Raw genomic sequence first — 25,025 nt, 5'->3', positions numbered from 1 at the left:
CGCGCTCGGCCGTGCCCACCGGACCGGTCCTCCCCGGAGCCTTAGCGCACCTGGGCATTGTAGTGTGCGAAGCCCCCGGGGGAATGGGCGCACCCGTCTTTTCCCAAGTTACCGGCCGGTCGGACCGGCCCGGGCGGGGCCGACCTCAGTGCTCGCCGTGCTCCCCGGTGGCGGCCGAGGTCACCAGCTCGGTCAGCACGCCGCCGCAGTCCTTGGGGTGCAGGAAGGTGATCCGCGACCCCATCGAGCCGATCCGCGGCTCGTCGTAGAGCACCCGGACGCCCTTGCCGCGGATCTCCGCCGCGTCGCCGTCCACGTCCGCGGTGCCGAACGCGATGTGGTGCACGCCCTCGCCGTTCTTCGCGAGCCACTTCGCGACCGTGGAGTCCTCGCGGGTGGGCTCCAGCAGCTGGAGGTAGGAGGCGCCGCCGTCCCCGGTGTCGTTGATCTTCAGCATCGCCTCGCGGACGCCCTGCTCCTCGTTGACCTCGGAGTGGAACACCTCGAACCCGTACGTGGACCGGTAGAACTCCACCGTCCGGTCCAGGTCGAAGCAGGCGATTCCGATGTGGTCGATACGGGTCAGCATGACGGCCTCCGGGGCGTGGTCGAACTGGGCGGGGCACCAGTGCAGCGCATCGCGGCAGGCCTTGGCCACCGCGTGACGTGCGAGCCTGCTCACAATTCACTCGGCACGGCCTGACACGGTGTTGACTGGACAGTGCCAGTGCCGCTGATCACACCCTCGCGCCGGTGACGGCCGGGTTACACGTCAGTACATTGAGCCGCATCCCCACACCCTCTCCTGGCCATGACGCGCGAAGGAGCTCGTCCCATGACTACCTCAGTGATCGTCGCGGGTGCCCGCACCCCGATGGGCCGACTCCTCGGCTCCCTCAAGGGCTTCTCCGGCGCGGAGCTCGGCGGTTTCGCGATCAAGTCCGCGCTGGAGCGGGCGGGCATCACCGGCGACCAGGTGCAGTACGTGATCATGGGCCAGGTGCTGCAGGCCGGCGCCGGCCAGATCCCGGCCCGCCAGGCCGCCATCAAGGGCGGCATTCCGATGAACGTCCCGGCCCTGACCGTCAACAAGGTCTGCCTCTCCGGCCTGGACGCCATCGCGCTGGCCGACCAGCTGATCCGGGCCGGCGAGTTCGACATCGTGGTGGCCGGCGGCCAGGAGTCCATGACCAACGCCCCGCACCTGCTCCCGAAGTCCCGCGAGGGCTACAAGTACGGCGCGGTCGAGCTGCTCGACGCGATGGCGTACGACGGTCTCACCGACGCCCACGAGAACATCCCGATGGGCGAGTCCACCGAGAAGCACAACGCCCGCCTGGGCATCGGCCGCGAGGTGCAGGACCACCTCGCCGCGCTCTCGCACCAGCGGGCCGCCGCCGCGCAGAAGAACGGCGTCTTCGAGGCCGAGATCACCCCGGTCGAGATCCCGCAGCGCAAGGGCGACCCGGTGCTGTTCAGCCAGGACGAGGGCATCCGCGGCGACACCACCGCGGAGACCCTGGGCCGGCTGCGCCCGGCCTTCACCAAGGACGGCACGATCACCGCCGGCACCTCCTCGCAGATCTCCGACGGCGCCGCCGCCGTCGTCGTGATGAGCAGGGCCAAGGCCGAGGAGCTGGGCCTGAGCTGGATCGCCGAGGTCGGCGCGCACGGCAACGTGGCCGGCCCGGACAACTCGCTCCAGTCGCAGCCGTCCAACGCGATCAAGCACGCCCTCGCCAAGGAGGGCCTGGAGGTCGCCGACCTCGACCTGGTCGAGATCAACGAGGCCTTCGCGGCCGTCGCCCACCAGTCCATGAAGGACCTGGGCATCACCGAGGAGATCGTCAACGTCAACGGCGGCGCGATCGCACTCGGCCACCCGATCGGGATGTCCGGCGCCCGCGTGGTGCTGCACCTGGCGCTGGAGCTGCGGCGCCGCGGCGGCGGTGTGGGTGCGGCCGCCCTGTGCGGCGGCGGTGGGCAGGGTGACGCCCTGATCGTCCGGGTGCCCCGGGCCTGACCGGCCGGCACGGACACAGGGCACAGACACGAGGGCTGCTCGCCGGGACGACGACCGTCCCGGCGAGCAGCCCTGTTCCCGATCGAGGAGCACGTTGATGGTCGATGTCACCACGCTGGTCGCGCAGGCCAGGGAGGGCCGGCCGCGGGCCGTCGCCCGGTTGATCACGCTGGTGGAGAACGCCGCGCCGCAGCTGCGCGAGGTGATGGCCGCGCTGACCCCGTACACCGGGCAGGCCTACACCGTCGGGCTGACCGGCTCGCCGGGCGTGGGCAAGTCCACCTCGACGTCCGCGCTGGTCTCCGCCTACCGGCGGCTCGGCAAGCGGGTCGGCGTGCTGGCGGTCGACCCGTCCTCGCCGTTCTCCGGCGGCGCGCTGCTCGGCGACCGGGTGCGGATGCAGGACCACGCCACCGACCCGGAGGTCTTCATCCGCTCGATGGCCACCCGCGGCCACCTGGGCGGGCTGTCGTGGGCGGCGCCGCAGGCCCTGCGGGTGCTGGACGGCGCCGGCTGCGAGGTGATCCTGGTGGAGACCGTGGGCGTGGGCCAGTCCGAGGTGGAGATCGCCGCGCAGGCCGACACCACGGTCGTGCTGCTGGCCCCCGGCATGGGGGACGGGATCCAGGCGGCGAAGGCCGGGATCCTGGAGATCGGCGACCTGTTCGTGGTCAACAAGGCCGACCGGGACGGCGCCGACGCGACGGCCCGGGAGCTCAACCACATGCTCGGCCTCGGCGAGTCCCGCAACCCGGGCGACTGGCGCCCGCCGATCGTCAAGACCGTCGCCGCCCGCGGCGAGGGCATGGACGAGGTGGTCGAGGCGCTGGAGAAGCACCGCGCCTGGCTGGCCGAGACCGGCGAGCTGGCCGCCCGGCGGCGCCGGCGCGCGGCCGACGAGGTCCAGGCGATCGCGCTGGCGGCGCTGCGGGCCAGGATCGGGGACCTGCACGGCGACCGGCGGCTGTCCGCGCTGGCCGAGCGGGTGGCGGCGGGCGAACTCGACCCCTACGGCGCGGCCGACCAGCTGGTGGCCGACCTGACCGGGACCTGACCGGGCCCGGCGCGGGTCCGAGCGGGCCCGGGCGGACCTGGGCACCGTGGCCGGAGCGCGGGTGGCCCCGCCCGGTGCTCAGCCCCTGCCGCGGAGGTTGCGCAGGTGCTCGGCGACCGGGGCCAGGGCCTGGTACATCGCGTCCATCTGCTCCGGGGTGAACCGGTCGACGAAGTGCTCGCGGACGCTGCGGACGTGGTCCGGCGCGACCTTCTGCATGGTCTCCCAGCCGAGCGCGGTGAGGTTGGCGTAGAGGCCGCGGCGGTCGCCCGGACACTCCTGGCGCAGCACCAGACCGGCGTTCTCCATCCGGGTGATCTGGTGCGAGAGCCGGCTCTTGGACTGGAGCGTGGCGGTGGCCAGGTCGGTCATCCGCATCCGCCGGTCCGGGGCCTCGGAGAGGACGACCAGGATCTCGTAGTCGTTGATGGCGAGGTTGTGCGGCTGGAGTTCGCGGCTGAGCTGGTAGTCGAGGAGCTTGCTGACCTCCAGATGGGCGCGCCAGAACCGCTGCTCGGCGGCGGTGAGCCAGGGCGTCTGGGCCCCGGACCCGGTGGCGGGGATCGCCGACGCTTCGGTCAGGTTCGTTTCCATGGCGCCAGCATAACCCGTTTTGTTAAAAGTTGTACAACATTTGACCGGGTGGGTCGGCGGCCGGTCGGCGGTCCACGGCCTGCCGTTCGCCGCCTGCCGTTCGGTGGCCGGTCGACGGGCGACCGGCCACCGGGCGGTCAGAGGCCGAAGCGCCGGCCGAGGTCGCCCAGGTTGCCGAGACCGGGGATGTTGACGTTCGGCAGCTGCTGCTGCTGACCGTGCCCGGCCGGCTGGTGCGGCAAACCGGCGCCGGGCACGCCGGCCTCGGCGTGCACCACGCCCACCGAGCGCTCGGCCATCAGCTTCTCCGAGGACTGCAGCAGGACCTGGCCGGCCCCGATGAACTCGAACTGGTGCTCCTCGCCGGAGGCGCCGCCGAGCCCGGTGAGGTGGCGCAGCCCGCCGATCAGACCGTGCATGTAGCCGTGGTCGTAGTGGTGGCAGGGCGCGGGGCAGTCCGCCCAGCCGACCAGGGCCTGCGGGTCCACCTTGATCGGCGGCTCGACGAAGTGCACCGGCCCGTTGGAGGCGGCGACGAACTTGCCGGTGCCGATCAGGGTCAGGAAGCCCGGGATGATCGACTGCTTCAGCTGCAGCGTCGGCTCGAAGGCGAGCAGGTTCCCCGAGCGGACGGTGAGGTTGCCGTTCTCCAGGTCGTACGAGTTGAGGTCGAAGGCCCGGTCGGCCAGCAGCAGCTTGCCGCGGCCCTCGGCGACCACCCAGTCCGAGGCGTGCAGCGGGGAGTTGAAGTTCCGCTCCAGCATCTGGTCGATCGCACCGCGGCCGATGCCCGAGAAGCGCATGTCGCCGTAGTAGGCGATCATCTTGCCCTTCTGCAGGTAGTAGGCCCCGTTGAGGTCCACCGAGAACGCGTACGGGTTGACGTTGTCGTTGGCCGGCAGGCTGTGCGCGTCGTGCACCGTCGGGCCCTCGGCGCCCGGGGCGGCGTAGGGCAGCGGGGCGCCGTACGCGCCCTGCGGCGGCTGGCCGTAGGGCTGCTGCGGCGGGGCGCCGTAGGGCTGCCCGGGCATGCCGACCTGGGTCTGCTGGTAGGCCTGGTCGTACTGCTGCTGCGAGTAGGGCTGGCCGGGCTGCGGCGGCTGGCCGTAGGGCTGGGGCTGCCCGTACGGCTGCTGCGGCTGGCCGTAGGGCTGCTGCCCGTACGGGGGCTGCTGCGGCGGGTAGGACATCAGAGCTTCTCCTCGCTCGCCTGCACGTACACCATGCCGTGCCCGGACAGCTCCAACTGGAAGGCCTCGCCCGAGCCGCGGCCCACCATGTCGCGCCAGCCGAGTGCGGTGGACAGCTTGTTGGTGACCTGGCCGCGGTGCGCGACGTACGCCTGCGGGTCGACGTGCACCGGCTGGCCGGGGCTGATCGGCAGCTCGAACACGCCGCCGTGCGCCATCACCGCGACCGACCCGTGGCCGTCCAGCTTGGTGGTGAACAGGCCCTGGCCGGTCACCTGGCCGCGGACCATGCCCATCACGCCGCCCTGCTGGCCCATGAACATGGTCGACTGCTGCAGGCTGCCGTCGAAGGCGAGCAGCCGGTCGGCCTCCACGTAGAGGGTGTCGCCGGTGAGGTCGATCACCTGGACGTTGTGCCCGCCGTGGCCGAACATCACCTTGCCGTGGCCCTCGACGGTCATCAGCGGGGTGTCCTCGTTGGCCACCCGGCGGCCGATCATCGACAGCACGCCGCCCTGGCCGCCCATCACGTTGGGCGTGAAGGAGACCTCGCCGGTGTACGCGAGCATGGCGCCGCGCTGGCTGAACACCTTCTGGCCGGGCAGCACCTGGGCCTCGACCATCTTGTTGTTGATCTTGTTGAACGGCATCAGACGTCACCCCCGAAGGTCATCTTCTCGGACGGCTGCACGTAGACGAGGCCCTCGCCGGCGAACTCCACCTGCATCGCCTCGCCGCCGCCCTCGCCGATCAGCGTCGTCCAGCCCGCTCCCGACTTCAGGCTGCGGTTGAGGTTCCCGGTGTGCGCGATGTACGCGCCCGGGTCGACCCGCAGCGGGGTGCCCTGGGACACCCGCAGGATGATCGCCGGACCGCGCGAGGTCAGCGCGGCCCAGCCGTGTCCCTCCACCTTGGTGGTGAACAGGCCGTTGCCGGACGCCATCCCGTTGAGGCCGGTGAAGCTGGTGCCGGTGTGCAGGGTCGCCTCGGTGCAGAGCAGGTTCTCGGCCTCGACGTACAGCGTCTCGCCGTTCAACCGCACCAGGTTCACCTCGCTGGCCCTGTCGGCGAAGAAGCAGGTGCCCTGCCCCTTGACCTCCATCACCACCATCTGTTCACCGGTCAGCCGGCGGGTGACCATGCCCCGCAGCCCGTCGCCGCCACCGGAGAGCTTCTTGAAGCCCATCTGCCCGGTGTAGGCGACCATCGTCCCGTTACGTGCTTTGACGGTGTCGCCCGTCATGTCGACGGCGAGCACCTTGGACCCTTGGAGTCGAAACTGTGCCACCGGGCGAATGTAACGGCACCGGGCCCCCCGGGGGGAGGGGGCTCGGGCCATTCGGTACCCAGCTGCGACAGAAGCGGTCGTTCTGGGGTGATTTGTCCGATATTTAGGCCTTGACGGGGACGGCTCCGGCCGCCTGCTCGACCTCCAGCAGGGACGCCGAGTGCCGCTCCGCCTCGAAGGCCGCGTGCCCGCCGCGCAGTCCGAACAGGCGCTTCGAGAGCAGGATCCACAGCACCGCGACGACGTTGAGCAGCAGGGTGCAGATCTTCAGCACGCTGATGTGCTCGGTCAGCTCGTAGACCTCGATCGGCAGGAAGGCGGCCGTCGCCACCACCGCCAGGTACTCGGCCCAGCGCCGGTTCATCCACAGGCCGACGGCCTCGACGATCTCGATCACCGCGTACGCGACCAGGCCGGCCGCCAGCAGCACCAGGGTGCGGTGCTCGTGGCCGAAGGCCTTGCGGACGGTGTCGACCACCGGGGAGTGCTCCAGGTCCCAGTGGAAGTGGTCGGCGACCGGGCGCAGCACGGTGAGGTTCTCGTCGAAGATCCGCTGCACCGCGTCCTGGCTGTTCGAGAACTTCCACACCGCCCAGGCGGCGACCAGCACCAGCAGTCCGCGCAGGCCCCGCTCGACCGCCAGGAAGCGCAGGATGAACAGGTCCCGCAGGGCCCGCCCGCGGGGCACCAGCGGAGCCTCGTCGGCCGGCCCCGCACCGTGCGGGGCGCCCAGGGCGAAGTCCCCGCAGCGCAGGCAGCGCCAGGCGTCGCCCACCGCGGTGCGCGCGTGCAGCCGCTCGCGCAGCTCGGGCTCGGCCGGTGCGTAGGTGATGTGGCCGCGCCGCGAGCAGGTCCGGCGGTCCCAGTCGAGCTTCAACATCGTTCAGCAGCCCCCGTGTCCGTGGCTGGCCTGTCCGTCAGGCCGCGCCGCAGCAGGATAGGGGGGACGGCGGACGGATCCCGAGCCGCCGGCGTGTTCCGTGGCGCGGCTGTGACGAACCCCGGCCCGCCGGGTGAGCCCCGCCACCCCGCCCCGGGCCGGGGCGTGCGGTCGGTGATAATGGGTGGCGGCTTGTGCGCCCGTTCACAAGTCGTCCCCGTCGATGGCCCGGCCGACCGCCCGTTGCCCGGCCGACCCGCCCGTGAGGAACCCGCCCGTGAAGAGCAGCGCCGTCCACCGCCTGCGCCTTGTCTCCGGCCCCGAGGGCCTGTCGTTCATCCTGCTGCTGGTCTGCTCGGTGCTCAAGCGCACCACCAGCTTCAACGCCGTGCCGGTGATGGGCATGGTGCACGGCGTGCTGTTCATCCTCTACCTGGTGTTCCTGGCGCTCGCCTGGCAGAAGCAGCGCTGGGACGCCAGGCGCGGCGTCGTGCTGTTCGTCCTGTCGGTGCTGCCCACCGGCGGGTTCTTCGCCGAGCGGATGCTGGCCAGGGAGGAGCGCGGCGAGTACCCGGCCGCCGCCGCCGGCGCGGCCAGCGCGGCGTGACCCCTCGGGGTGTTCCGGGCATTGGCGCAGCGGCCGGGTCCTCCCTGACGGAGAGCCCGGCCGCCGCGGGTCTGCGGGGCGGCGCCGGCGTCAGTTGACGTGGACGGCGGTCCAGGCCGCGGCCACCGCCTTGTACTCCGCCGAGGTCGAGCCGTAGAGGCTGCTCGCCGCGTTCAGGGTCGCGGTGCGGGCGCCCTTGTAGTTGGTGGTGGAGGTCATGTAGACGGTCAGCGCCCGGTACCAGATCTTGGCGGCCTTGTCCCGGCCGATGCCGGTGACGGCGGCGCCGTTGTAGGTCGGGCTGTTGTAGCTGACGCCGTTGATCACCTTCGCGCCGCTGCCCTCGGCGAGCAGGTAGAAGAAGTGGTTGGCGACGCCGGACGAGTAGTGGACGTCCTTGTTGCCGACGGTCGAGGACCAGTAGTCGGCGGAGGCCCCGTCCTTCGACGGCTTGTCCATGTAGCGCAGCGGGGTGCCGTTGCCGTTCAGGTTGAGCCGCTCGCCGATCAGGTAGTCGGGCTTGTCCACCGACAGGTTGGCGTAGAACTCCACCATGGTGCCGAAGATGTCGCTGGTGGCCTCGTTGAGGCCGCCGGACTCGCCGGAGTAGTTGAGGTTGGCGGTGGCCGAGGTGACGCCGTGGGTCATCTCGTGGCCGGCCACGTCGATGGCGGTCAGCGGGTGGGTGTTCCCCGAGCCGTCGCCGTAGGTCATGCAGAAGCAGCCGTCGTCCCAGAACGCGTTCACGTAGTTGGTGCCGTAGTGCACCTTGCTGTACGCGCCGACGCCGTTGTTCTTGATGCCGTTGCGGCCGTGGACGTTCTTGTAGTAGTCCCAGGTGGTGGCCGCGCCGAACTGCGCGTCCACGGCGGCGGACTGGCCGTTGCTGGCCTGGCCGTTGCCCCAGATGTTGTCGGCGTCCGTGTAGAGCGTGCCGTTCTTGTCGACGGTGTACATGCCGCCGCGGGTGTTGTCCTTCAGCTGGTACGTGCTGCCGGTGTAGTTGGTGGTCAGCGTCACGGTGCCGTCGAACACGCCGTACCCGGTGCCGGTGGCGTTGGAGGTGTGGATCTGCTCGTTGCTGGAGAGCACCTCGCCGGTGGCGGCGTCGGTGACCAGCAGCTGGTTGCTGGGGGTGCCGTCGGCGCGGACGCCCTCGACGGTGGTCTGGTAGGCCAACCGGGGGGTGCCGGAGGCGGCCCAGACGACCAGCTTGGCGCCGCTCGCGCCGCCGACCGAGGTGAGTGCGGGCTCGTCGGCGTCCCTGGCGGTGCCGACGGTGGCCTGCACGGCGCCGGCGGCCTTGGCGGCGGCCTGGTCCGCGGAGAGCTTCGGGCTGAGCGAGGCGGGGGCCAGCGAGCCCTCGACGGCACGGTCGACCGAGGTGACGACGCCCTGCGGGTTCTGGTGCACGACCAGGTCGCCGCCGAGCACGGGCAGGCCGGCGTAGGTGCGCTCGTAGCGCAGGTGGCGGCTGCCGTCGGCGTCGACGACCGCGTCCTTGACGACCAGCTTCTCCTGGGCGGCGAGACCGAGGGCGCGGGCCGCGGCGGGGGCCTGGCCGGCGGCCTGGGCGATCAGCTCGGCCCGCTGCTGGGCGGCGGCCGGGGCGGGGGAGGCCTCGGCGAGTCCGGCGCCGGCCTGGACGGCGCCGGCGAGCAGGGCCGAGACGGAGAGAGCGGCTCCGAGTGTCAGCTTTCGCTTCACGTGCGGATTCCTTCCGGATCAACCGCGTGTGCGCGGTCGCGCCGCGTTCCGGGGCACCGGGGTTAGTGCCTGCTGGGGCGGAACGGACGCTGACGTGCTGCTCCGTGCGGTCAACAGGCGTCTGCCGGTGGGGTGGTGGCGGACGCCGTACGGGGCTGGTCAGTAGCATGACAATCGAGTCCGTCAAATGACAGGTCTGCGACGACAATTGGCAGAATCTCGTCAGCCCGGCGGTGTCCGGCATCCGGCGATACCGGACACCGCCAGGGCCTGCGGCGCGGCGGCCGGACCTCCCCTCCGGAGGGCCCGGCAGCCGCGCGTTCAGGTGGCCGGTGATGGCCCCGGGTCAGCTGACGTTGACACCGGTCCAGGCGGCCGCGACCGCCTTGTACTCCGCGGACGTCGCCCCGTAGAGGTCGGTCGCCGCGTTCAGGGTCGCGGTGCGGGCGCCCTTGTAGTTGGTGGTGGAGGTCATGTAGACGGTCAGCGCCCGGTACCAGATCTTGGCGGCCTTGTCCCGGCCGATGCCGGTGACGGCGGCGCCGTTGTAGGTCGGGCTGTTGTAGCTGACGCCGTTGATCACCTTCGCGCCGCTGCCCTCGGCGAGCAGGTAGAAGAAGTGGTTGGCGACGCCGGACGAGTAGTGGACGTCCTTGTTGCCGACGGTCGAGGACCAGTAGTCGGCCGAGCCGCCGTCCTTGGAGGGCTTGTCCATGTAGCGCAGCGGGGTGCCGTCGCCGTTGATGTTGATGAGCTCGCCGATCAGGTAGTCCGGCTTGTCGGACGCCAGGTTGGCGGAGAACTCGACCATGGTGCCGAAGATGTCGCTGGTGGCCTCGTTGAGGCCGCCGGACTCGCCCGAGTAGTTCAGGCCCGCGGTGTTGGCGGTGACGCCGTGGGTCATCTCGTGGCCGGAGACGTCCAGTTCGGTCAGCGGGTGGCTGTTGCCGTCACCGTCGCCGTAGGTCATGCAGAAGCAGCTGTCGTCCCAGAAGGCGTTGACGTAGTTCTTGCCGTAGTGGACCCGGCTGTACGCGCCGACGCCGTCGCCCCGGATGCCGAGGCGGCCGAAGGAGTTCTTGTAGTAGTCCCAGGTGGCGGCCGCGCCGAACTGCGCGTCCACGGCGGCGGACTGGGTGTTGGAGGCGAGCCCGGTGCCCCACGCGTTGTCGGCGTCGGTGTAGAGGGTGCCCTTGCCGGAGGTCTTGCCGGCCAGGGTGGTGGTGTACATCCCGCCGCGGCCGGCGTCCTTGAGCTGGTACGTCGAGCCGGAGAGCGTCGTGGTCAGCTGGACGCTGCCCACGAACACGCCCTTGCCGGTGCCGGTGGCGGTCTGCACCTGCTCGTGGCTGGAGAGCACCTCGCCGGTGGCGGCGTCGGTGACCAGCAGCTGGTTGCTGGGGGTGCCGTCGGCGCGGACGCCCTCGACGGTGGTCTGGTAGGCCAGTCGGGGGGTGCCGGAGGCGGCCCAGACGACCAGCTTGGCGCCGCTCGCGCCGCCGACCGAGGTGAGCGCGGGCTCGTCGGCGTCCTTGGCGATGCCGACGGTGGCCTGCACGGCGCCGGCGGCCTTGGCGGCGGCCTGGTCCGCGGAGAGCTTCGGGCTGAACGTGGCCGGGGCGACGGAGCCCTCGACCGCGCGGCCGGTGGACTGCACGACGCCCTTGGCGTCCTGGTGCACGATCACGTCGCCGCCGATCACCGGCAGGCCGCCGAGGGTGCGCTCGTAGCGCAGGTGGCGGCTGCCGTCGGCGTCGACGACCGCGTCCTTGGCGATCAGCTGCTCCTGGCCGCCCAGCCCGAGGGCGCGGGCGGCGGCGGGAGCCTGGGCGGTGGCGAGGGCGATCAGCTCGGCGCGCTGCTTGCCGGCGGCCGGAGCCTCGGCGGTGGGGACGGGTGCGGCCTGGGCGATGCCGGCGCTGACCTGGATCGCGCCGGCGAGCAGGGCCGAGGCAGAGAGAACGGCTCCGACTGTCAGCTTTCGCTTCACGTGCGGATTCCTTCCGGATCAACCGCGTGCGCGGTCGCGCCGCGTTCCGGGGCACCGGACGTGGTGCCTGCTGGGGCGGAACGGGCACTGACGTGCTGGCCCGTGCGGTCAAGAGGCCACTGCCGGGGTGGGGTTGGCAGGAGTGCCTCACGGGGTTGGCGAGAAGCATGACAATCGAGGTGATCAAATGACAGGTCTCCAGCAAGAGTTGGCCATGTCTCGCCAGCTCAGGGCGTGAGGGAGGGGCCGACGGTCGCTGGACGAACCGGGCAAAGCGCGCAAAACTCAGCGCTTGCAGGGGGTTTACACCCGAACTCAGGCTGAACGCCTGGCGAAATCCGACAACTCGGTTGATTCAACTGAATATTGCCGGAATATCCACAGCTTTGACCGCACTCCTACGGACCGTTGAACGGGCTGGCGGGATTCCGCCAGGAGTCGCCCTTGTCCAGCATCGTGGACACCTGCTACCCGCCCGCGGGCCCGCCGGTACGGTTGGGAGCGTGGCCAAGCCCCTCGCACTCGACTTCGATCCGATCGCCCGCGCCGACGAGCTCTGGGAGCGCCGGTGGGGAAGCGTCCCCGCCATGCCGGCGATCACCTCGGTGATGCGCGCCCACCAGATCCTGCTCTCCCGGGTGGACGCGGTGGTCAAGCCGTACGGCCTGACCTTCGCCCGCTACGAGGCGCTGGTCCTGCTGACCTTCAGCAGAACGGGCGAACTCTCGCTCTCCAAGATCGGCGAGCGGCTGATGGTCCACCCGACCAGCGTCACCAACACCGTCGACCGCCTGGAGCGGGCCGGGCTGGTCGCCCGCCGCCCCAACCCGCTGGACGGCCGGGGCGTGCTCGCCTCGATCACCGCCCGCGGCCGCGAGGTGGTGGAGGAGGCGACCCGCGAGCTGATGGCCGTCGACTTCGGGCTGGAGGGCTACGACGAGGAGAAGTGCCGCCAGGTGTTCGACCTGCTGCGCCCGCTGCGGGTGGCGGCCGGCGACTTCAGCGAGCCCGGGCAGGCCTGAGTCCCGGCGCCCGAGCCCGGGGTCGGGCGCGGCCCGGCGCGGGCCGGCCCGCCCGGGTGTCGGCGCAGGCCGGGGCGCGGCGGGGGCCCGCCGTGAGGGCGGTTACCCTCGATGCCATGAAGCAGAGTGTGCTGACCCGCTACCGGGCCCTGGCGTATGTGACCGGCGTCCTCCTGATCCTGCTGACCCTCGGCATGGTCGCCAAGTACGTCCTCGACGTCTCGGGCGCGGCCGGCTTCACCACCGCCGTCGGCATCGCGCACGGCTGGCTGTACGTGGTCTACCTGGTGCTCGCCTTCGACCTGGGCACCAAGGCCAAGTGGCCGATCGGCAAGCTGGCCTGGGTGCTGCTCGCCGGCACCGTCCCCACCGCCGTGTTCTTCGTCGAGCGCCGGGTCTCCCGCGAGGTGGCCCCGCTGATCCAGGACGCGCAGCCGGTCGGCGTCTGACCCGCCCCCGCTCGGCTTCTGCCAGGCGCCCCCTCCCGGCCGGGAGGGGGCGCCTTTCTTCGTGCTTTCGGCGGCCTCCGTGCTCTTCGCCGGGGCCACGCCGGGACGGCCATCGACAGATACTAGGACGTCCGAGTACTTTGGTGGTACGTCCCACCAGACGTCCTACTGGCAGTGTCGTCCCGGAACGGACGGCCGCACGGAGCGGAGTTCGGAGTCGATGGACGCCGACGAGATCGAGGCCGGCCGCCAGCGCTGGCAGCAGCGCTACGACAAGGCCCGCAAGCGCGACGCGGACTTCACCACGCTGAGCGGCGACGAGGTCGAACCGGTCTACGGGCCGCCCGCGGGCCTGCCCTACGAGGGCTTCGAGCGGATCGGCTGGCCCGGTGAGTACCCGTACACCCGCGGCCTGCACCCGACCGGGTACCGAGGCCGCACCTGGACCATCCGGCAGTTCGCCGGCTTCGGAAACGCGCAGCAGACCAACGAGCGATACCGGATGATCCTGGAGGCCGGCGGCGGCGGGCTCTCGGTCGCCTTCGACATGCCCACCCTGATGGGCTACGACTCCGACGACGGCCGCTCGCTCGGCGAGGTCGGCCACTGCGGGGTGGCGATCGACTCGGCCGCCGACATGGACGTCCTGTTCGGCGGCATCCCGCTCGGCGACGTCACCACCTCGATGACGATCAGCGGCCCGGCCGTCCCGGTGTTCTGCATGTACCTGGTGGCCGCCGAGCGCCAGGGCGTCGACCCCGGCGTGCTCAACGGCACCCTGCAGACCGACATCTTCAAGGAGTACATCGCCCAGAAGGAGTGGCTGTTCGCACCCGAGCCGCACCTGCGGCTGATCGGCGACCTGATGGAGTACTGCGAGGCCAACATCCCGGCGTACAAGCCGCTGTCGGTCTCCGGCTACCACATCCGGGAGGCCGGCGCGACGGCCGCGCAGGAGCTCGCGTACACCCTCGCGGACGGCTTCGGCTACGTGGAGCTCGGCCTGTCCCGCGGCATGGACGTGGACGACTTCGCCTCCGGCCTGTCCTTCTTCTTCGACGCGCACCTCGACTTCTTCGAGGAGATCGCCAAGTTCCGGGCCGCCCGCCGGATCTGGGCGCGCTGGATGCGCGACCGCTTCGGGGCGAAGACCGACAAGGCTCAGTGGCTGCGTTTCCACACCCAGACCGCGGGCGTCTCGCTCACCGCGCAGCAGCCGTACAACAACGTGGTGCGCACCGCCGTCGAGGCGCTGTCGGCGGTGCTCGGCGGCACCAACTCGCTGCACACCAACGCCCTCGACGAGACCCTCGCGCTGCCCTCCGAGCAGGCCGCCGAGATCGCCCTGCGGACCCAGCAGGTGCTGATGGAGGAGACCGGCGTCACCAACGTGGCCGACCCGCTGGGCGGTTCCTGGTACGTGGAGGCGCTCACCGACCGGATCGAGGCGCAGGCCGAGGAGATCTTCCAGCGGATCCTCGACAAGGGCACCGCCGACCACCCGATCGGGCCGATCACCTCCGGCATCCTGCGGGGCATCGAGGAGGGCTGGTTCACCGGGGAGATCGCCGAGGCGGCCTTCCAGTACCAGCGCTCGCTGGAGAAGGGCGAGAAGCGGGTGGTCGGCGTCAACTGCCACCCGGGCAGCGTCACCAAGGAGCTGGAGATCCTCCGGGTCAGCCACGAGGTCGAGCGCGAGCAGGTCCGGGAGCTCGGGGCCCGCAAGGCCACCCGGGACGAGGCCGCCGTCCGGGCCGGGCTGGACGAGATGCTCGCCGCCGCACGCTCCGGCGAGAACATGATCCCGCCGATGCTCCGGGCCGTCCGGGCCGAGGCGACGCTGGGCGAGATCTGCCACGCGCTGCGGGACGAGTGGGGCGTCTACCGGGAGAACGCCTCGTTCTGACCGGGAGGCCCGAGGGGGCGCCGGGGGTCACCCCCGGCGCCCCCTCGGCGCGTCCGGCGCCCGGCCGCGCGTTTCGGCCCGTCAGGTCCGCGGGGTCTCGGAGAGCGCTGCGGTCAGGCCCGGCAGGGGGCTGAGCAGCAGGGTGGTGAAGCGGTTGATCCAGGTGGCGGTGATCGGCTCGCCGCTGACCAGCATCCGGTGCTCCACGGTCCCGGCGATGGTGTCGAAGATGATGTCGATCTCCTCGCAGGCGGTGTCCTCGTCCCGGTCCGGGTCGAGTTCGCCGCGGGCCTGGGCGTGGGCCCGTCCCAGTCGCACCAGGTGCTTCTGCGGGTCGACGATGCGTTCGCGGATCCGCTGCCGCAGCAGCGGGTCCCGGCTGCCCTCGGCGAACAGCGCGAGCAGCGCGGCCTGGGTCTCCGGTCGGGCCAGCAGGTCGGCGAACTGCGCCACCACGGCCTCGATGTCGGCCCGCAGGCTGCCCAGGTCGGCCATCTCCAGGTCGTCGAACAGGCTGGCCACGGCGTCCACCACGAGCTCGTTCTTGGACGGCCAGCGCCGGTAGAGGGTGGTCTTGGCGACGCCGGCCCGGGTCGCGACGTGTCCCATGGTCAGCCCGCCCCAGCCGATCTCGGCGAGGGCGGCCCTGGTGGCGTCCAGGATGGCGCGGTCGGCGGTGGCGCTGCGGGGCCGTCCCTTGCCGCGGCCGGGCGCGCCGCAGGGCGCTTCGTCCGCGGCCCGGTCGGGTCCGGCGGGCTGCCGGGTGGTGGGGGCCACCGAGCCTCCTTGCGTTCTACCGATAAGTAACTTGTCGGGGAATGCCACCGTAGCGACCGTTCGGTCGGACTTGCAGGGGGGTGCGCCCCGAAAGTGGGGCAGCTCACGTCCGTGGAGGGCGAGGGGGGCTTGCGGGACGGGCCCGTGGTGCAGATACGCTACGACTCGTAGCGAAAGAGCGACAACCACGCGCCCCGGCCCATGGGATCGGGCGGGCGCGGGTGCGGATGGGGATCCGCGCCGGACGCACGGCTACCGGGGAGCAGGGCCCGCCGCATGGTGGGCGACAGGGCGGGGAAGGCTCGGCACGACCTTTCCGGGCGGTTGGCGCCCGTCAGCCGCGTCGACGGGGGAGGATGGTGTCATGCAGTCACGGAATTCGCGTCTCAACAGCTCCGCCCTGCGCGGTGCGGTCGACCTCGCCGCCGTCAAGGCCGCCGGTGAGGCCGCTCAGAAGGCCGAGCAGGCCCGGGCCGAGCGGGCCCGTCAGACCGCCGCCGGGGGCGACCCGGCCGCGCCGCCGGCCCAGCCGCTGGTCATCGACGTCACCGAGGAGACCTTCGAGACCGAGGTCGTCCAGCGGTCGGCCGAAGTGCCCGTGGTGATCGACTTCTGGGCCGAGTGGTGCGGCCCGTGCAAGCAGCTCAGCCCGATCCTGGAGCGGCTGGCCGAGGAGTACTCCGGCCGGATCGTGCTCGCCAAGATCGACGTGGACGCCAACCAGCTGATCGCCCAGCAGTTCGGCATCCAGGGCATCCCCGCCGTCATGGCGGTGGTGGCCGGCCAGCTCGTCCCGCTCTTCCAGGGCGCGGAGAACGAGGCCAACGTCCGCAAGATCCTCGACCAGCTGATCGCCGTCGCCGAGCAGCGCTTCGGGATCGTCGGCGCACCGGTCGACCCGGCCGCCGCCGCCGAGGCGGGCGAGGGCGCCGCGCAGGCCGCGCGGGTGCCAGCCGACCCGGCCCTGGAGGCCGCGCACGACGCGCTGGACCGCGGTGACCTGGGGGGCGCCATCCAGGCCTACCAGAACGTGCTCGCCGACCGTCCCGGCCACATCGAGGCCAAGCTCGGCCTGGCCCAGGCGCAGCTGCTGCGCCGGGTGGAGGGCCTGGACCTGCAAGCCGTACGGGCTGCCGCGGCGTCGGACCCGAAGGACGTCGGGGCGCAGCTGGAGGCGGCCGACCTGGACCTGGTCGGCGGTCACGTCGAGGACGCCTTCGGCCGGCTGGTCGCGACGGTGGCCAGGACCTTCGGCGACGACCGGGACACCGTCCGGCTGCGCCTGCTGGAGCTCTTCGAGGTGATCGGCGCGGACGATCCGCGGGTGGTCTCCGCCCGCACGGCGCTGGCCCGCGTGCTCTTCTGACGCCGGTTCGGTGGCACGCCGGATGACCTGCGGTGTCGTCGTTGATTTGGCGACAATCGCACCAAAAACCCAGAGCTTTATCAAATCTTGACAGAGCCCCTCCTTGTTCACCACAGGTGACCAAGGAGGGGTGTTTCGTTCCTGTTTCGTGGGCATTGCGGCGCCACAAATTCTTCAGAATGTCACTCTGGGTAACTTTGCCTTCGATTCCATGATCATCGGCACCTGTTGTTGGATTACCCGTCAGTAACGCACCTCTTGTGCTTCGCCCGGGATTCAAGCACGATCGGCCACGCCCGGTCCCTCACCGAGGGATCCCCACCGGGCAGCCGCCGGCCCAGGCCGGTGTCTGGAGGACAGGGGGGTAGCCGCAGATCCCACACCGCGGCTCCTGGCCTCATGTCGGTCGCGCACCCCGTGCGGCCGTCGGTTGTCGCTCGGGGGTGATCGCCGCGACCGTCGGTCCCACGACGGTCTGGCGCTCTCCGCTACCGAGGACGTAGCTCTCTGCCATCCCGGGCCGGGCCAGTGCGGGTCGCACCGGAACCCGGCCGGAGATGTACGTCCTAGAAGGAGGACTGCATGTCCCAGACTTTCGGCAAGACGCGCTGGCGTCGCTTCGCCGTCGTGATGGTCCCCAGCATCGCCGCGACCGCCGCCATCGGTGTCAGCCTCGCCAACAGCGCACTGGCTGCCTCGTTCAGCGTGTCGGGCCAGAGCTTCAAGGTCACCGCCGCGGACCTGAACGGTCAGGGCTTCTCCCAGTTCGGCTCGGTCGACCAGGGCACCCCGGACAAGAACGGCAACAAGGTCCACCCGATCGCCGTGTCGGCCTTCGACACCGCGACCATCACCGGCCTGTGCCAGTCCGTGGTCACCGACCTCGGCCCGCTGGGCAACTGGACCCTGGTCCTCAAGGCGGGCAACGAGGCCGGCAAGCCGGTCGAGGCCGCCAACCTGCTGATCGACCTCGACCAGCTGAACGCCGACGCCACCTTCACCGACATCAACATCGGTCAGGACGCGTCGACCCTGGACGCCCCCAAGGGCGGCGTGATCGAGAAGTACCGCGCCCTCGGCAACACCACGCCGACCGGCACCAGGGGCTTCGCCCAGGCCGCCAAGTCCGCCCACCTGACCAACGTGGAGCAGACCGCCTGGGCGACCTCGGCCGGCACGTTCAAGCTGAGCGGCCTGAAGCTCAACATCAACCGGGGCTCCGGCGCGGGCGTCGAGTGCTACTGATCGTGAGCTGACGGGGCGCCCACCGGCGCACCGTCCTCGCGGACTCCTGGCCGGGGGCGGCGGATCTCCGTTGCCCCCGGCCGAATTCCTTGGCTTTCCCCCCTCGTAGACACCATCGAGGAGTTGCACCATGTCCAGCGCAACCGCCGAATCCTGGCCCGAGGAAGCGCCGGCTCACGTGCGCGCGCGGATGAACTTCCGCGCCTGGCGCCGTACCCGGCCGTTCTGGGGCGGCCTGCTGGCCATGTTCGCCGGCGTCCCGATCCTCTACTTCCCCTACGCGCACCTGAGCCTCGGCGGGCTGACGGTCTCGATGGCGACCACCGCCGGCGCCGGCTCGCTGATCATCGGCCTGCTGATGATCGCGCTGGGTCTGACGGCCTGGTTCCAGCCGCTGGTGCGGGTCTTCTGCGGCGTGGCCACCACCATCCTGTCGCTGATCTCCATCCCGGTGTCCAACCTCGGCGGCTTCGGCCTCGGTGTGACGCCGGGTCTGATCGCCGGTGGCCTGCTGGTCGCCTGGACGCCGCTCAAGCCCCCGGCGGAGGACGCCGCGGGCGAGGTGCCGGCGGCCGAGCGGACCGCCCACGAGGAGCCGGTCGCGCACGAGGTGCCGGCCGCCTCCGAGGCGCAGCCGCCGGCCCACGCCGCCGCCCCGGCCGCCGTCGACCCGGAGGAGCCGCGGTGACCGAGCGAGACGACTCGACGGGCCGGGTGCCCGGTCCGCGCCACGCCGCTCCCCGCAGCGGTGTCGGCAGCCGGCTGCGCGGTCGCGCACTGGCGATCGCCGCCGTGCCGACCGTCCTGCTGGTCGGCGCCTACGCGCCCACCCTGGCGATGGCGGACTCCAAGACCGACAAGGCTTGCGCGAGCGCCCCCGACACGGTGATCGAGGAGACCCCGGTCCCGCAGAGCGAAATCAAGATCACCCCGGGTACGGACCCGGCGGGGAAGTCCGCCACCACGAAGTCCACCACGAAGGCCACCACGCAGCCCGCCACCCAGGCCGCGGCGAAGGTGCCTGCCCAGCAGTCCGCCGCCGCGCGGACCGACCCGGCGGTCTACACCACCTCCACCGGCGGCCACAGCGTGCAGACCTCCGGGGCGCAGACGTCCGGGGTGCAGCAGGCCGGGCTGATCGACGACATCGTGGACGGGATATTCCACCCGAACGCGGCCAAGAGCGCCACGCCCACCGCCAGCCCGGTGCCGCCCGCGCCCAGGACCGAGACCTCGACCGCGCCGACCGGCCCGTCGTCGCCGGCCGCGCCGTCGGGGGCCGCCTCGCCGGCACCCGCGCCGTCCGCGCCGACCGCCGCCGCACCGTCCGCCTCCGCGGCCGCCGGCAGCAAGGCCCCGGTGGCCAAGGGCAAGGCGGCGACCCCGTCGCCGACCCCGTCCGCCTCCGCCTCGGCCGGCCCGAACTGCGTGCTGGACACCCGTGACGTGGCCGCCAAGGCGGCCGGCCCGGGCCACGTGGTGCCGGAGCAGAACTGGACCCTCAAGTCCTCCCGGCTCGCCCTGCACGGCTCGGTCTTCAACGGCGTCTACGACGTGAAGACCCCGACCGGCACCAAGCGCGTCCTGAAGTTCACCACCGCCAGCGTGGACATCGGCAACCTCGACATGTCGACCATCGAGATCCCCGGCCTGACCTTCCACGTGAAGAGCGCGCCGAACTCCACCTCGACCATGCGCAACGGCCCGATCACCATGTACGTCGAGCGCCTGTCCGGCCACCTCGCGGAGATCTACGGCCTGCCGATCCCGATCGACCTGGGCGAGATCACCCTCACCCCGGACACCCTGCCCAAGTGGCTCTGGGACCTGCTCAGCGGCGTCCCGATCCCGCTCGACATCACCCTGAACAACGCCACCGCCGTGCAGGCGGGGCAGTTCGGCGGCACGCTGAAGATCCCCGGGATGAAGCTCTACAACGACGAGACGCCGTACGAGAACTGACGGCCCCTCGTTTAGCCCAGCCCGTCCGGCCTCCGAGCCGGGCGGGCTGGAAGCATGTCCGACGGTATGTCAACTCCGTTTCACGTCAGGCCTTTTGGGCTTGGCGTCCCCGTCGTTCGGCGGGGTGGTCACCCGCCGAACGGGGGTGTCGAGCCGTTCGTCCACGTGTGAAGATTTGCTCGCCCGTGGGGGGCGGGTTTCACGAGCCGTTTGCCGTCGAGGCACAAAGGTGAGTGTTTGCACGGCATGTGACGCACCGTCGGTGCTCACCGCCGTCGTGCCCCTCCGGGTCTGACCAGATCCTTCAGGAGGCGGCGAGCGAATGCGAACGAGACATCCCCTTCGTCTGGCGAGGGCGCGACGCGCCCTCGCCAAGGCGTTCACGGCCACGGCGCTGGCGACGGCCGCGTCGCTGGTGATGTCCGGGGCGCAGACCCCGGCACTGGCGGCCACCCCGGCCGCGGACCCGGCGCCCGCGCCCGGTTACGCGGTCAACGGAGAGGTGGCGCACTACGACTTCGCGTGGAGCGAGCCCGGCTACTCGCCGAACACGATCGAGGGCGGTCCGCGGGGCACCCACCAGAACGGTGCGTTCGTCGGCCCCGGGACCGACAACGAGTCGATCTGGGGCATCCCCGGGCACACGGTGCGCAGCCTCAGGCTCAACGGCACCAACCAGTACATGTCCGTTCCGGTCACGGTGCCCACCGAGCAGTCGTTCTCGGTGTCGGCCTGGGTGCAGCTGAACAAGCCGGCCGGCCAGTCGTTCTCGGTGGTCACCGAACCCGGTGACCGGGTCTCCGGGTTCTACCTGAAGCTGAACCCTGACGGGAAGCCGCTGTTCGGCATGCCGCGGGGGGACTCCGAGCAGACCGGCTGGGACACCGCGAACGGTGGCGTCCCGCTCGTCCAGGACCAGTGGACCCACCTGACCGGCGTGTACGACTCGGCCGCGGGCCAGATCAGGCTCTACGTCAACGGCACCCGGGTCGCCAGCACCGCGCACACCGCGACCTGGCACGCCGCCGGCCAGATCGAGGTCGGCCGCGGCAAGTGGGCCGGCCAGGCGGGCGACTACTTCCCGGGCCGGCTGGCCGACGTCCGGGTCTGGCAGCGGGCCCTGCCGGACATCGAGGCCTCCGACGTGGCGATCGCCGACCGGGTGGTGCGGGCGGACCGCTGCACCGCCGGGTCGTACTTCCACGCGGGCGGCCCGAAGCTCAGGGCCCTGATGTCCCAGGCCCTGGGCGGAACGGTTGCCGACACCCGGTACGCGGCGGCCAGCGCCTGGGGCTACGGGCCGGCCGTCGTCGCGATGCTCGACGACGAGCGGGACCAGCGGGCGCTCCAGGACACCGAGCTCGCCAGGGAAGAGGCCTGGACGGCGGTGACCAAGCAGTTCGCGGTCTTCGGCCCGGACTACATCTCCTTCCTGAACAAGCCGGGCTACGGCGCGCCCATCTGGGCGTTCCTCGGCACGGGCTCCGTCGGCCCCGGGGAGGCCCCGAAGCCGTCCCAGGCCGCGCTCGACCGCGCGATCGCGATCAGCAGGGAACGCCAGGCGGCCGAGGGGAACGTCCAGTACAGCGCCTACGGCCTCTACGCCAACGAGGACGCGCTGCGGCGGATGTCGTCCTACCAGATCGCCCGCTTCATCCGTCAGGGCGGTCTGCCCATGGTGAGCCCGGTGAAGGACTCGCTGGAGTTCCGGGTCGAGGTCGAGGACCTCAAGGCCCAGTGGGCGGGATGTGACGCCGGCGACCCGCTGGACCCGGGCCACAAGCTCGATGAGGTCGTGGCCACGGCCAGTGCCGAGTGGCAGGCCGAACAGGCCGCCCAGGGCAGGCAGCGCGGTGACATCCTCGCTGCCGACTCCCAGGCCTACCAGGACCTGCGCACCGCGACCACCGCCATGGTCGAGGCCCAGGGGCAGGGATTCATCGTCAGCCGGATGCTGGCCTTCCAGAAGTACTGGCAGGGCAAGCCGACGACCGAGTCGGGCTACCCGACGCCGCAGAAGTTCGCCCAGGCGACGACCGAGATGGCCACCGCCAGGGCTGCCGTCTCCGCGCAGCTCACGGTGGCGCAGAAGGCGGCCGCCTCGGCGAAGAGCCAGGCGGACAAGGCCGCGGCCGCGCAAGCCGACGCCGCGAGGATCGCGGCCGCCAACGGCACGCCGTACGGCCGCGGGCTCGCCTACGCCCAGCAGTCGGTCCAGGTGGCCAAGGCTTCGGCCGCCGCCGCCCAGTCGGCCTCCAAGGCGATCGAGACCACGCTGAACACGGTCTCGGGCACGCAGGCGGACAGCCAGGCGCTCTACGCCCTGGCCGACACCCAGACGCACGCCACGGCGGCCGAGTTCCAGCGCGTCGCGGCCCAGGAGGCCGCCGCCCAGGCCAAGGCGGCCGCCGATGCCGCCGCGGTGCAGGCAGACCTGGCGGCGAAGGCCGCGGCCAGGGCCAAGGCCGACCGCGAGCAGGCCCAGCAGGCGGAGCAGACGGCCCAGTCCGCCGCCGCCGACGCCAAGGCCCAGCGCGGCGTCGCCGAGACCGAGCGGGCCAACGCGGCCGCGGCCCGGCAGAAGGCCGACGCCGAACGGGCCAGGGCTGCTCAGGCCGAGTCCGTCGCGAAGACCCAGCAGGCCGCCGCCGACAGCGCGTTGCAGGCGGCGAGGGGCCAGGGGCAGACGGCTCTCTCCCGGGCGCTGGCCGCCGAGGAGGCCGAAGGACGGGCCAACGAGGCGCGCGACGCGGCGGCGACCGCCGAGGCGAACCGGAACGCGGCGCTCTCCCGCGCGAAGGCCTTGGAGGCGGCCGCCGCGGCCGCCGACGGAACGGCCGACGCGACCGCCGCCCGCGAGGCGGCCACCGAGGCCCGTGCTTCGGCCGTCAGGGCCACCGACGCCGCCGTCGGCGCGCGGTCGGCGGCCGACCAGGCCGGTGCGGCGGCGGTCTCCGCGAGGACCGCGGCGACCGAGGCCGACGGTGCCTCGGAGCGGGCCAACTCGGCCTCCTGGGCGGCGCAGGCGGACGCGGCCACGACCGGTGCCGCCGCGGCGACGGCGCACGCCGCCGCCGCGGACGCCGTCGAAGCCTCCGCGCAGGCCGCGCAGAACGTGAGGAACGCGGACGCACAGGTGCAGAAGGCGGGGGCCGCCTCCGCCAAGGCCCTGGTCGCCGCCCGTGGCGCCCGAGCCGAGGCCGACCTGGCGACGGCGGACAGTGCCCGGACGGCCGGGCAGGCCTACGCGGCTTCGCTCGCCGCGACGGCGGCCCGCGACACCAGTGCGGCCGCGGCCGTCGCCGGCAACACCGCGATCGCCCTCGGTACCCCCTTCCGGGAGACCGACGCCTCGGCCGCACTCGCCGTCCTGGTCGGCCAGAGCGGCAAGACGCTGGCGCAGCAGCAGGCCGACGTCGCCACGGCCCGCGCGGAGGAGGCCACCCGGGCGGCCCGGGACGCGGCCGACGCCGCCGCCAGGGCCGGGGCCGACGCCAAGGCGGCGGCCCAGGCGAGCGCGGCCGCGGCGGCCGATGCCGCCAGGGCCGCGGTGTCGCTGCAGAAGGCCCAGGTGTCGGCCGCCGCCGCGGCCAAGGACGCCAGGACGGCTCAGGAATCGGACGTCCGCACGGCCGAGTACGACCGGCAGGCCCATCTCGACGCCCTGCAGACGGCACTCTCCGCGCGGGACGCCGCTGCCGACGCCTCCGCGGCCCGGGCCTCGGCCACGGACGCGGAGAAGGACGCCGCGAGCGCCCACCGCGCTGCGACCGGGGCCGAGAACAGCGCCTCCGCCGCCCGCGGCACCGCTGCCACGGCGGAGCGCAACGCCACCGCGGCCGAGGCCTCGGCGGCCAACGCCCGCAACGCGGCGGCGGAGGCGGACCAGTCCGCCGCCGCGGCCGAGGAGGAGGAGCGCCGCGAGCAGCAGGCGGCTCGCGAGGCAGCCATGGCGAGTGGCACCACCGGTGTCGGTGGTGGCTCCGGCGCCGCGCTGAGCGCCGACGACGAACAGGTCCTCTTCGCCGAGTGCGGGCAGAGCTGCGTCGACGAGTACCGCAAGGCGCGGGCCGACGCGGACAAGGACGTCATCGACTGGGTGAAGGCCAACGGCGGCCAGATCCTGCTGGACGTCCTGGGGATCACCGACGCCAGGAAGTGCTTCGGCAGCGGCGACGTCGAGGCGTGCCTGTGGACCGTGGTCAACGTCGGCAGCCTGCTGCTGGTGGTCGGCAAGCTGCCCGCCGTCTCCAAGGCGATCGTCAGGATCGCCGGTGGGCTCGCGAAGTTCTTCGAGGAGGCCGAGGCCGGCAAGCGCATCCTGGACCGGCTCCGGGCGGTCGTCGAGCGGGCCCGTAAGGCGCCGAAGCCGCCGGGCTGCCCGACGCTGCCGGGAACCGCGTCCGCACGGGCGGCCTTCGCTGCACCGGTGGAGCGCGGTCCGGGCGGGCTGCTCGGCCCGGCCGCGGGCGGTGCGGGTGCGTTCGCCGTTCAGCCGAAGGGCGGCGCCGCCGCGACCGGCGCCGCCGCGACCGGCGGTGACGCGGCCGCCTTCGCGGCATCGGCCAAGGCCGCGGCCGCGAAGAGTGTCGCCCGAGCGTCCGGGAACCCCGAGGAGTGCCTCCGGCTGGCGATCACCGCCGGCAAGAACTTCAAGGCGCACTACCTCGACCACCGTGCGCTGATGGAGAAGGTGCTCGGCAAGAAGTACCCGAAGTGGAAGACGGACGAGGGCGCGGAGTTCCTCGGCGACCTGCAGGAGATGATCAAGTCCGGTAGGTTCAAGGACGAGGGGCTGGGAACCCTCAACCGGGACTCCGGACCGGGCCGTGTCTTCCGTGGCGAGGGCCTGACGCTGATCCTCACCGAGGGCGGCGAGTTCTGGACGCTGCTGCAGTCCGGGACGGGTCGGGACCTGGCGATCCAGATGCTCGGCGCGGCCGGATGAGGCGGGGAGGGAAGCGG

The 25,025-nt window shown here is 72.1% G+C and carries 20 protein-coding genes; 11 read left to right on the top strand and 9 right to left on the bottom strand.

Features of this window, described 5'->3' with window-relative positions; translation table 11 throughout:
- Nucleotides 1-145 precede the first annotated feature (145 nt).
- On the bottom strand, nucleotides 146-589 hold the full coding sequence (gene mce, locus ACIOFR_RS12370; RefSeq protein WP_400995841.1) for a methylmalonyl-CoA epimerase: 444 nt from the start codon (nucleotides 587-589) through the stop codon (nucleotides 146-148).
- 246 nt (nucleotides 590-835) lie between these two features.
- On the opposite strand from mce, the gene ACIOFR_RS12365 reads away from it, so the two are divergent.
- Nucleotides 836-2,023: an acetyl-CoA C-acetyltransferase gene (locus tag ACIOFR_RS12365; protein ID WP_400995447.1), complete on the top strand. Its 1,188-nt coding sequence runs from the start codon at nucleotides 836-838 to the stop codon at nucleotides 2,021-2,023.
- Nucleotides 2,024-2,120: 97 nt separating this feature from the next.
- A complete protein-coding gene (gene meaB / locus ACIOFR_RS12360) occupies nucleotides 2,121-3,077 on the top strand; it encodes a methylmalonyl Co-A mutase-associated GTPase MeaB (protein ID WP_400995445.1) in 957 nt (318 codons plus the stop codon).
- A 78-nt stretch (nucleotides 3,078-3,155) separates the two neighbouring features.
- On the opposite strand, the gene ACIOFR_RS12355 is transcribed toward meaB, so the two are convergent.
- From ACIOFR_RS12355 to ACIOFR_RS12335, 5 genes are all read right to left on the bottom strand, one after another.
- The gene (locus ACIOFR_RS12355; RefSeq protein WP_400995443.1) at nucleotides 3,156-3,671 is read right to left on the bottom strand and encodes a MarR family winged helix-turn-helix transcriptional regulator; all 516 of its coding nucleotides are present in this window, start codon (nucleotides 3,669-3,671) and stop codon (nucleotides 3,156-3,158) included.
- Between the two features lie 137 nt (nucleotides 3,672-3,808).
- A complete protein-coding gene (locus ACIOFR_RS12350) occupies nucleotides 3,809-4,702 on the bottom strand; it encodes an AIM24 family protein (RefSeq protein ID WP_400995839.1) in 894 nt (297 codons plus the stop codon).
- A gap of 158 nt (nucleotides 4,703-4,860) precedes the next feature.
- Nucleotides 4,861-5,511, bottom strand: coding sequence for an AIM24 family protein (locus ACIOFR_RS12345; RefSeq protein WP_400995441.1), 651 nt, complete (start codon nucleotides 5,509-5,511; stop codon nucleotides 4,861-4,863).
- Entirely contained in the window at nucleotides 5,511-6,149 is a 639-nt protein-coding gene (locus ACIOFR_RS12340) for an AIM24 family protein (RefSeq protein ID WP_400995438.1), read from the bottom strand. The genes ACIOFR_RS12345 and ACIOFR_RS12340 overlap by 1 nt, the downstream gene beginning before the upstream one ends.
- Nucleotides 6,150-6,252: 103 nt before the next feature.
- Nucleotides 6,253-7,026 carry a DUF2127 domain-containing protein gene (locus ACIOFR_RS12335; RefSeq protein WP_400995836.1) on the bottom strand — a complete coding sequence of 258 codons (774 nt, stop codon included), beginning with the start codon at nucleotides 7,024-7,026 and terminating at the stop codon, nucleotides 6,253-6,255.
- 226 nt (nucleotides 7,027-7,252) lie between these two features.
- Here ACIOFR_RS12335 and ACIOFR_RS12330 point away from each other — a divergent pair, with 226 nt between their 5' ends.
- Nucleotides 7,253-7,636 carry a DUF3817 domain-containing protein gene (locus ACIOFR_RS12330; protein WP_400995436.1) on the top strand — a complete coding sequence of 128 codons (384 nt, stop codon included), beginning with the start codon at nucleotides 7,253-7,255 and terminating at the stop codon, nucleotides 7,634-7,636.
- A 90-nt stretch (nucleotides 7,637-7,726) separates the two neighbouring features.
- On the opposite strand, the gene ACIOFR_RS12325 is transcribed toward ACIOFR_RS12330, so the two are convergent.
- Together ACIOFR_RS12325 and ACIOFR_RS12320 are read right to left on the bottom strand one after the other, a co-directional pair.
- Nucleotides 7,727-9,343, bottom strand: coding sequence for a M4 family metallopeptidase (locus ACIOFR_RS12325; protein WP_400995434.1), 1,617 nt, complete (start codon nucleotides 9,341-9,343; stop codon nucleotides 7,727-7,729).
- Nucleotides 9,344-9,689: 346 nt separating this feature from the next.
- A complete protein-coding gene (locus tag ACIOFR_RS12320) occupies nucleotides 9,690-11,333 on the bottom strand; it encodes a M4 family metallopeptidase (protein ID WP_400995432.1) in 1,644 nt (547 codons plus the stop codon).
- A 503-nt stretch (nucleotides 11,334-11,836) separates the two neighbouring features.
- On the opposite strand from ACIOFR_RS12320, the gene ACIOFR_RS12315 reads away from it, so the two are divergent.
- From ACIOFR_RS12315 to ACIOFR_RS12305, 3 genes are all read left to right on the top strand, one after another.
- Nucleotides 11,837-12,355: a MarR family winged helix-turn-helix transcriptional regulator gene (locus tag ACIOFR_RS12315; RefSeq protein ID WP_400995429.1), complete on the top strand. Its 519-nt coding sequence runs from the start codon at nucleotides 11,837-11,839 to the stop codon at nucleotides 12,353-12,355.
- A gap of 116 nt (nucleotides 12,356-12,471) precedes the next feature.
- On the top strand, nucleotides 12,472-12,804 hold the full coding sequence (locus tag ACIOFR_RS12310; protein WP_400995426.1) for a DUF3817 domain-containing protein: 333 nt from the start codon (nucleotides 12,472-12,474) through the stop codon (nucleotides 12,802-12,804).
- Between the two features lie 220 nt (nucleotides 12,805-13,024).
- Entirely contained in the window at nucleotides 13,025-14,710 is a 1,686-nt protein-coding gene (locus ACIOFR_RS12305; protein WP_400995423.1) for a methylmalonyl-CoA mutase, read from the top strand.
- Nucleotides 14,711-14,791: 81 nt separating this feature from the next.
- Here ACIOFR_RS12305 and ACIOFR_RS12300 read toward each other — a convergent pair whose 3' ends face one another.
- Nucleotides 14,792-15,487, bottom strand: coding sequence for a TetR/AcrR family transcriptional regulator (locus ACIOFR_RS12300; RefSeq protein WP_400995421.1), 696 nt, complete (start codon nucleotides 15,485-15,487; stop codon nucleotides 14,792-14,794).
- A gap of 364 nt (nucleotides 15,488-15,851) precedes the next feature.
- On the opposite strand from ACIOFR_RS12300, the gene trxA reads away from it, so the two are divergent.
- From trxA to ACIOFR_RS12275, 5 genes are all read left to right on the top strand, one after another.
- Nucleotides 15,852-16,853, top strand: coding sequence for a thioredoxin (gene trxA / locus ACIOFR_RS12295; RefSeq protein WP_400995419.1), 1,002 nt, complete (start codon nucleotides 15,852-15,854; stop codon nucleotides 16,851-16,853).
- Between the two features lie 582 nt (nucleotides 16,854-17,435).
- The gene (locus ACIOFR_RS12290; RefSeq protein ID WP_400995416.1) at nucleotides 17,436-18,098 is read left to right on the top strand and encodes a DUF6230 family protein; all 663 of its coding nucleotides are present in this window, start codon (nucleotides 17,436-17,438) and stop codon (nucleotides 18,096-18,098) included.
- 130 nt (nucleotides 18,099-18,228) lie between these two features.
- Complete coding sequence (locus ACIOFR_RS12285) at nucleotides 18,229-18,786, top strand: DUF6114 domain-containing protein (RefSeq protein WP_400995414.1); 558 nt, start codon at nucleotides 18,229-18,231, stop codon at nucleotides 18,784-18,786.
- Complete coding sequence (locus tag ACIOFR_RS12280; protein WP_400995412.1) at nucleotides 18,783-20,060, top strand: hypothetical protein; 1,278 nt, start codon at nucleotides 18,783-18,785, stop codon at nucleotides 20,058-20,060. The genes ACIOFR_RS12285 and ACIOFR_RS12280 overlap by 4 nt, the downstream gene beginning before the upstream one ends.
- Before the next feature lie 322 nt (nucleotides 20,061-20,382).
- Complete coding sequence (locus tag ACIOFR_RS12275) at nucleotides 20,383-25,008, top strand: LamG domain-containing protein (RefSeq protein WP_400995410.1); 4,626 nt, start codon at nucleotides 20,383-20,385, stop codon at nucleotides 25,006-25,008.
- Nucleotides 25,009-25,025 lie beyond the last annotated feature (17 nt).

The sequence above is a fragment of the Kitasatospora sp. NPDC088346 genome, assembly GCF_044740765.1.
Classification (GTDB): Bacteria; Actinomycetota; Actinomycetes; order Streptomycetales; family Streptomycetaceae; genus Kitasatospora.
The sequence above is the reverse complement of the archived record's forward strand: the minus strand, read 5'-3'. Positions and strand labels throughout refer to the sequence as shown.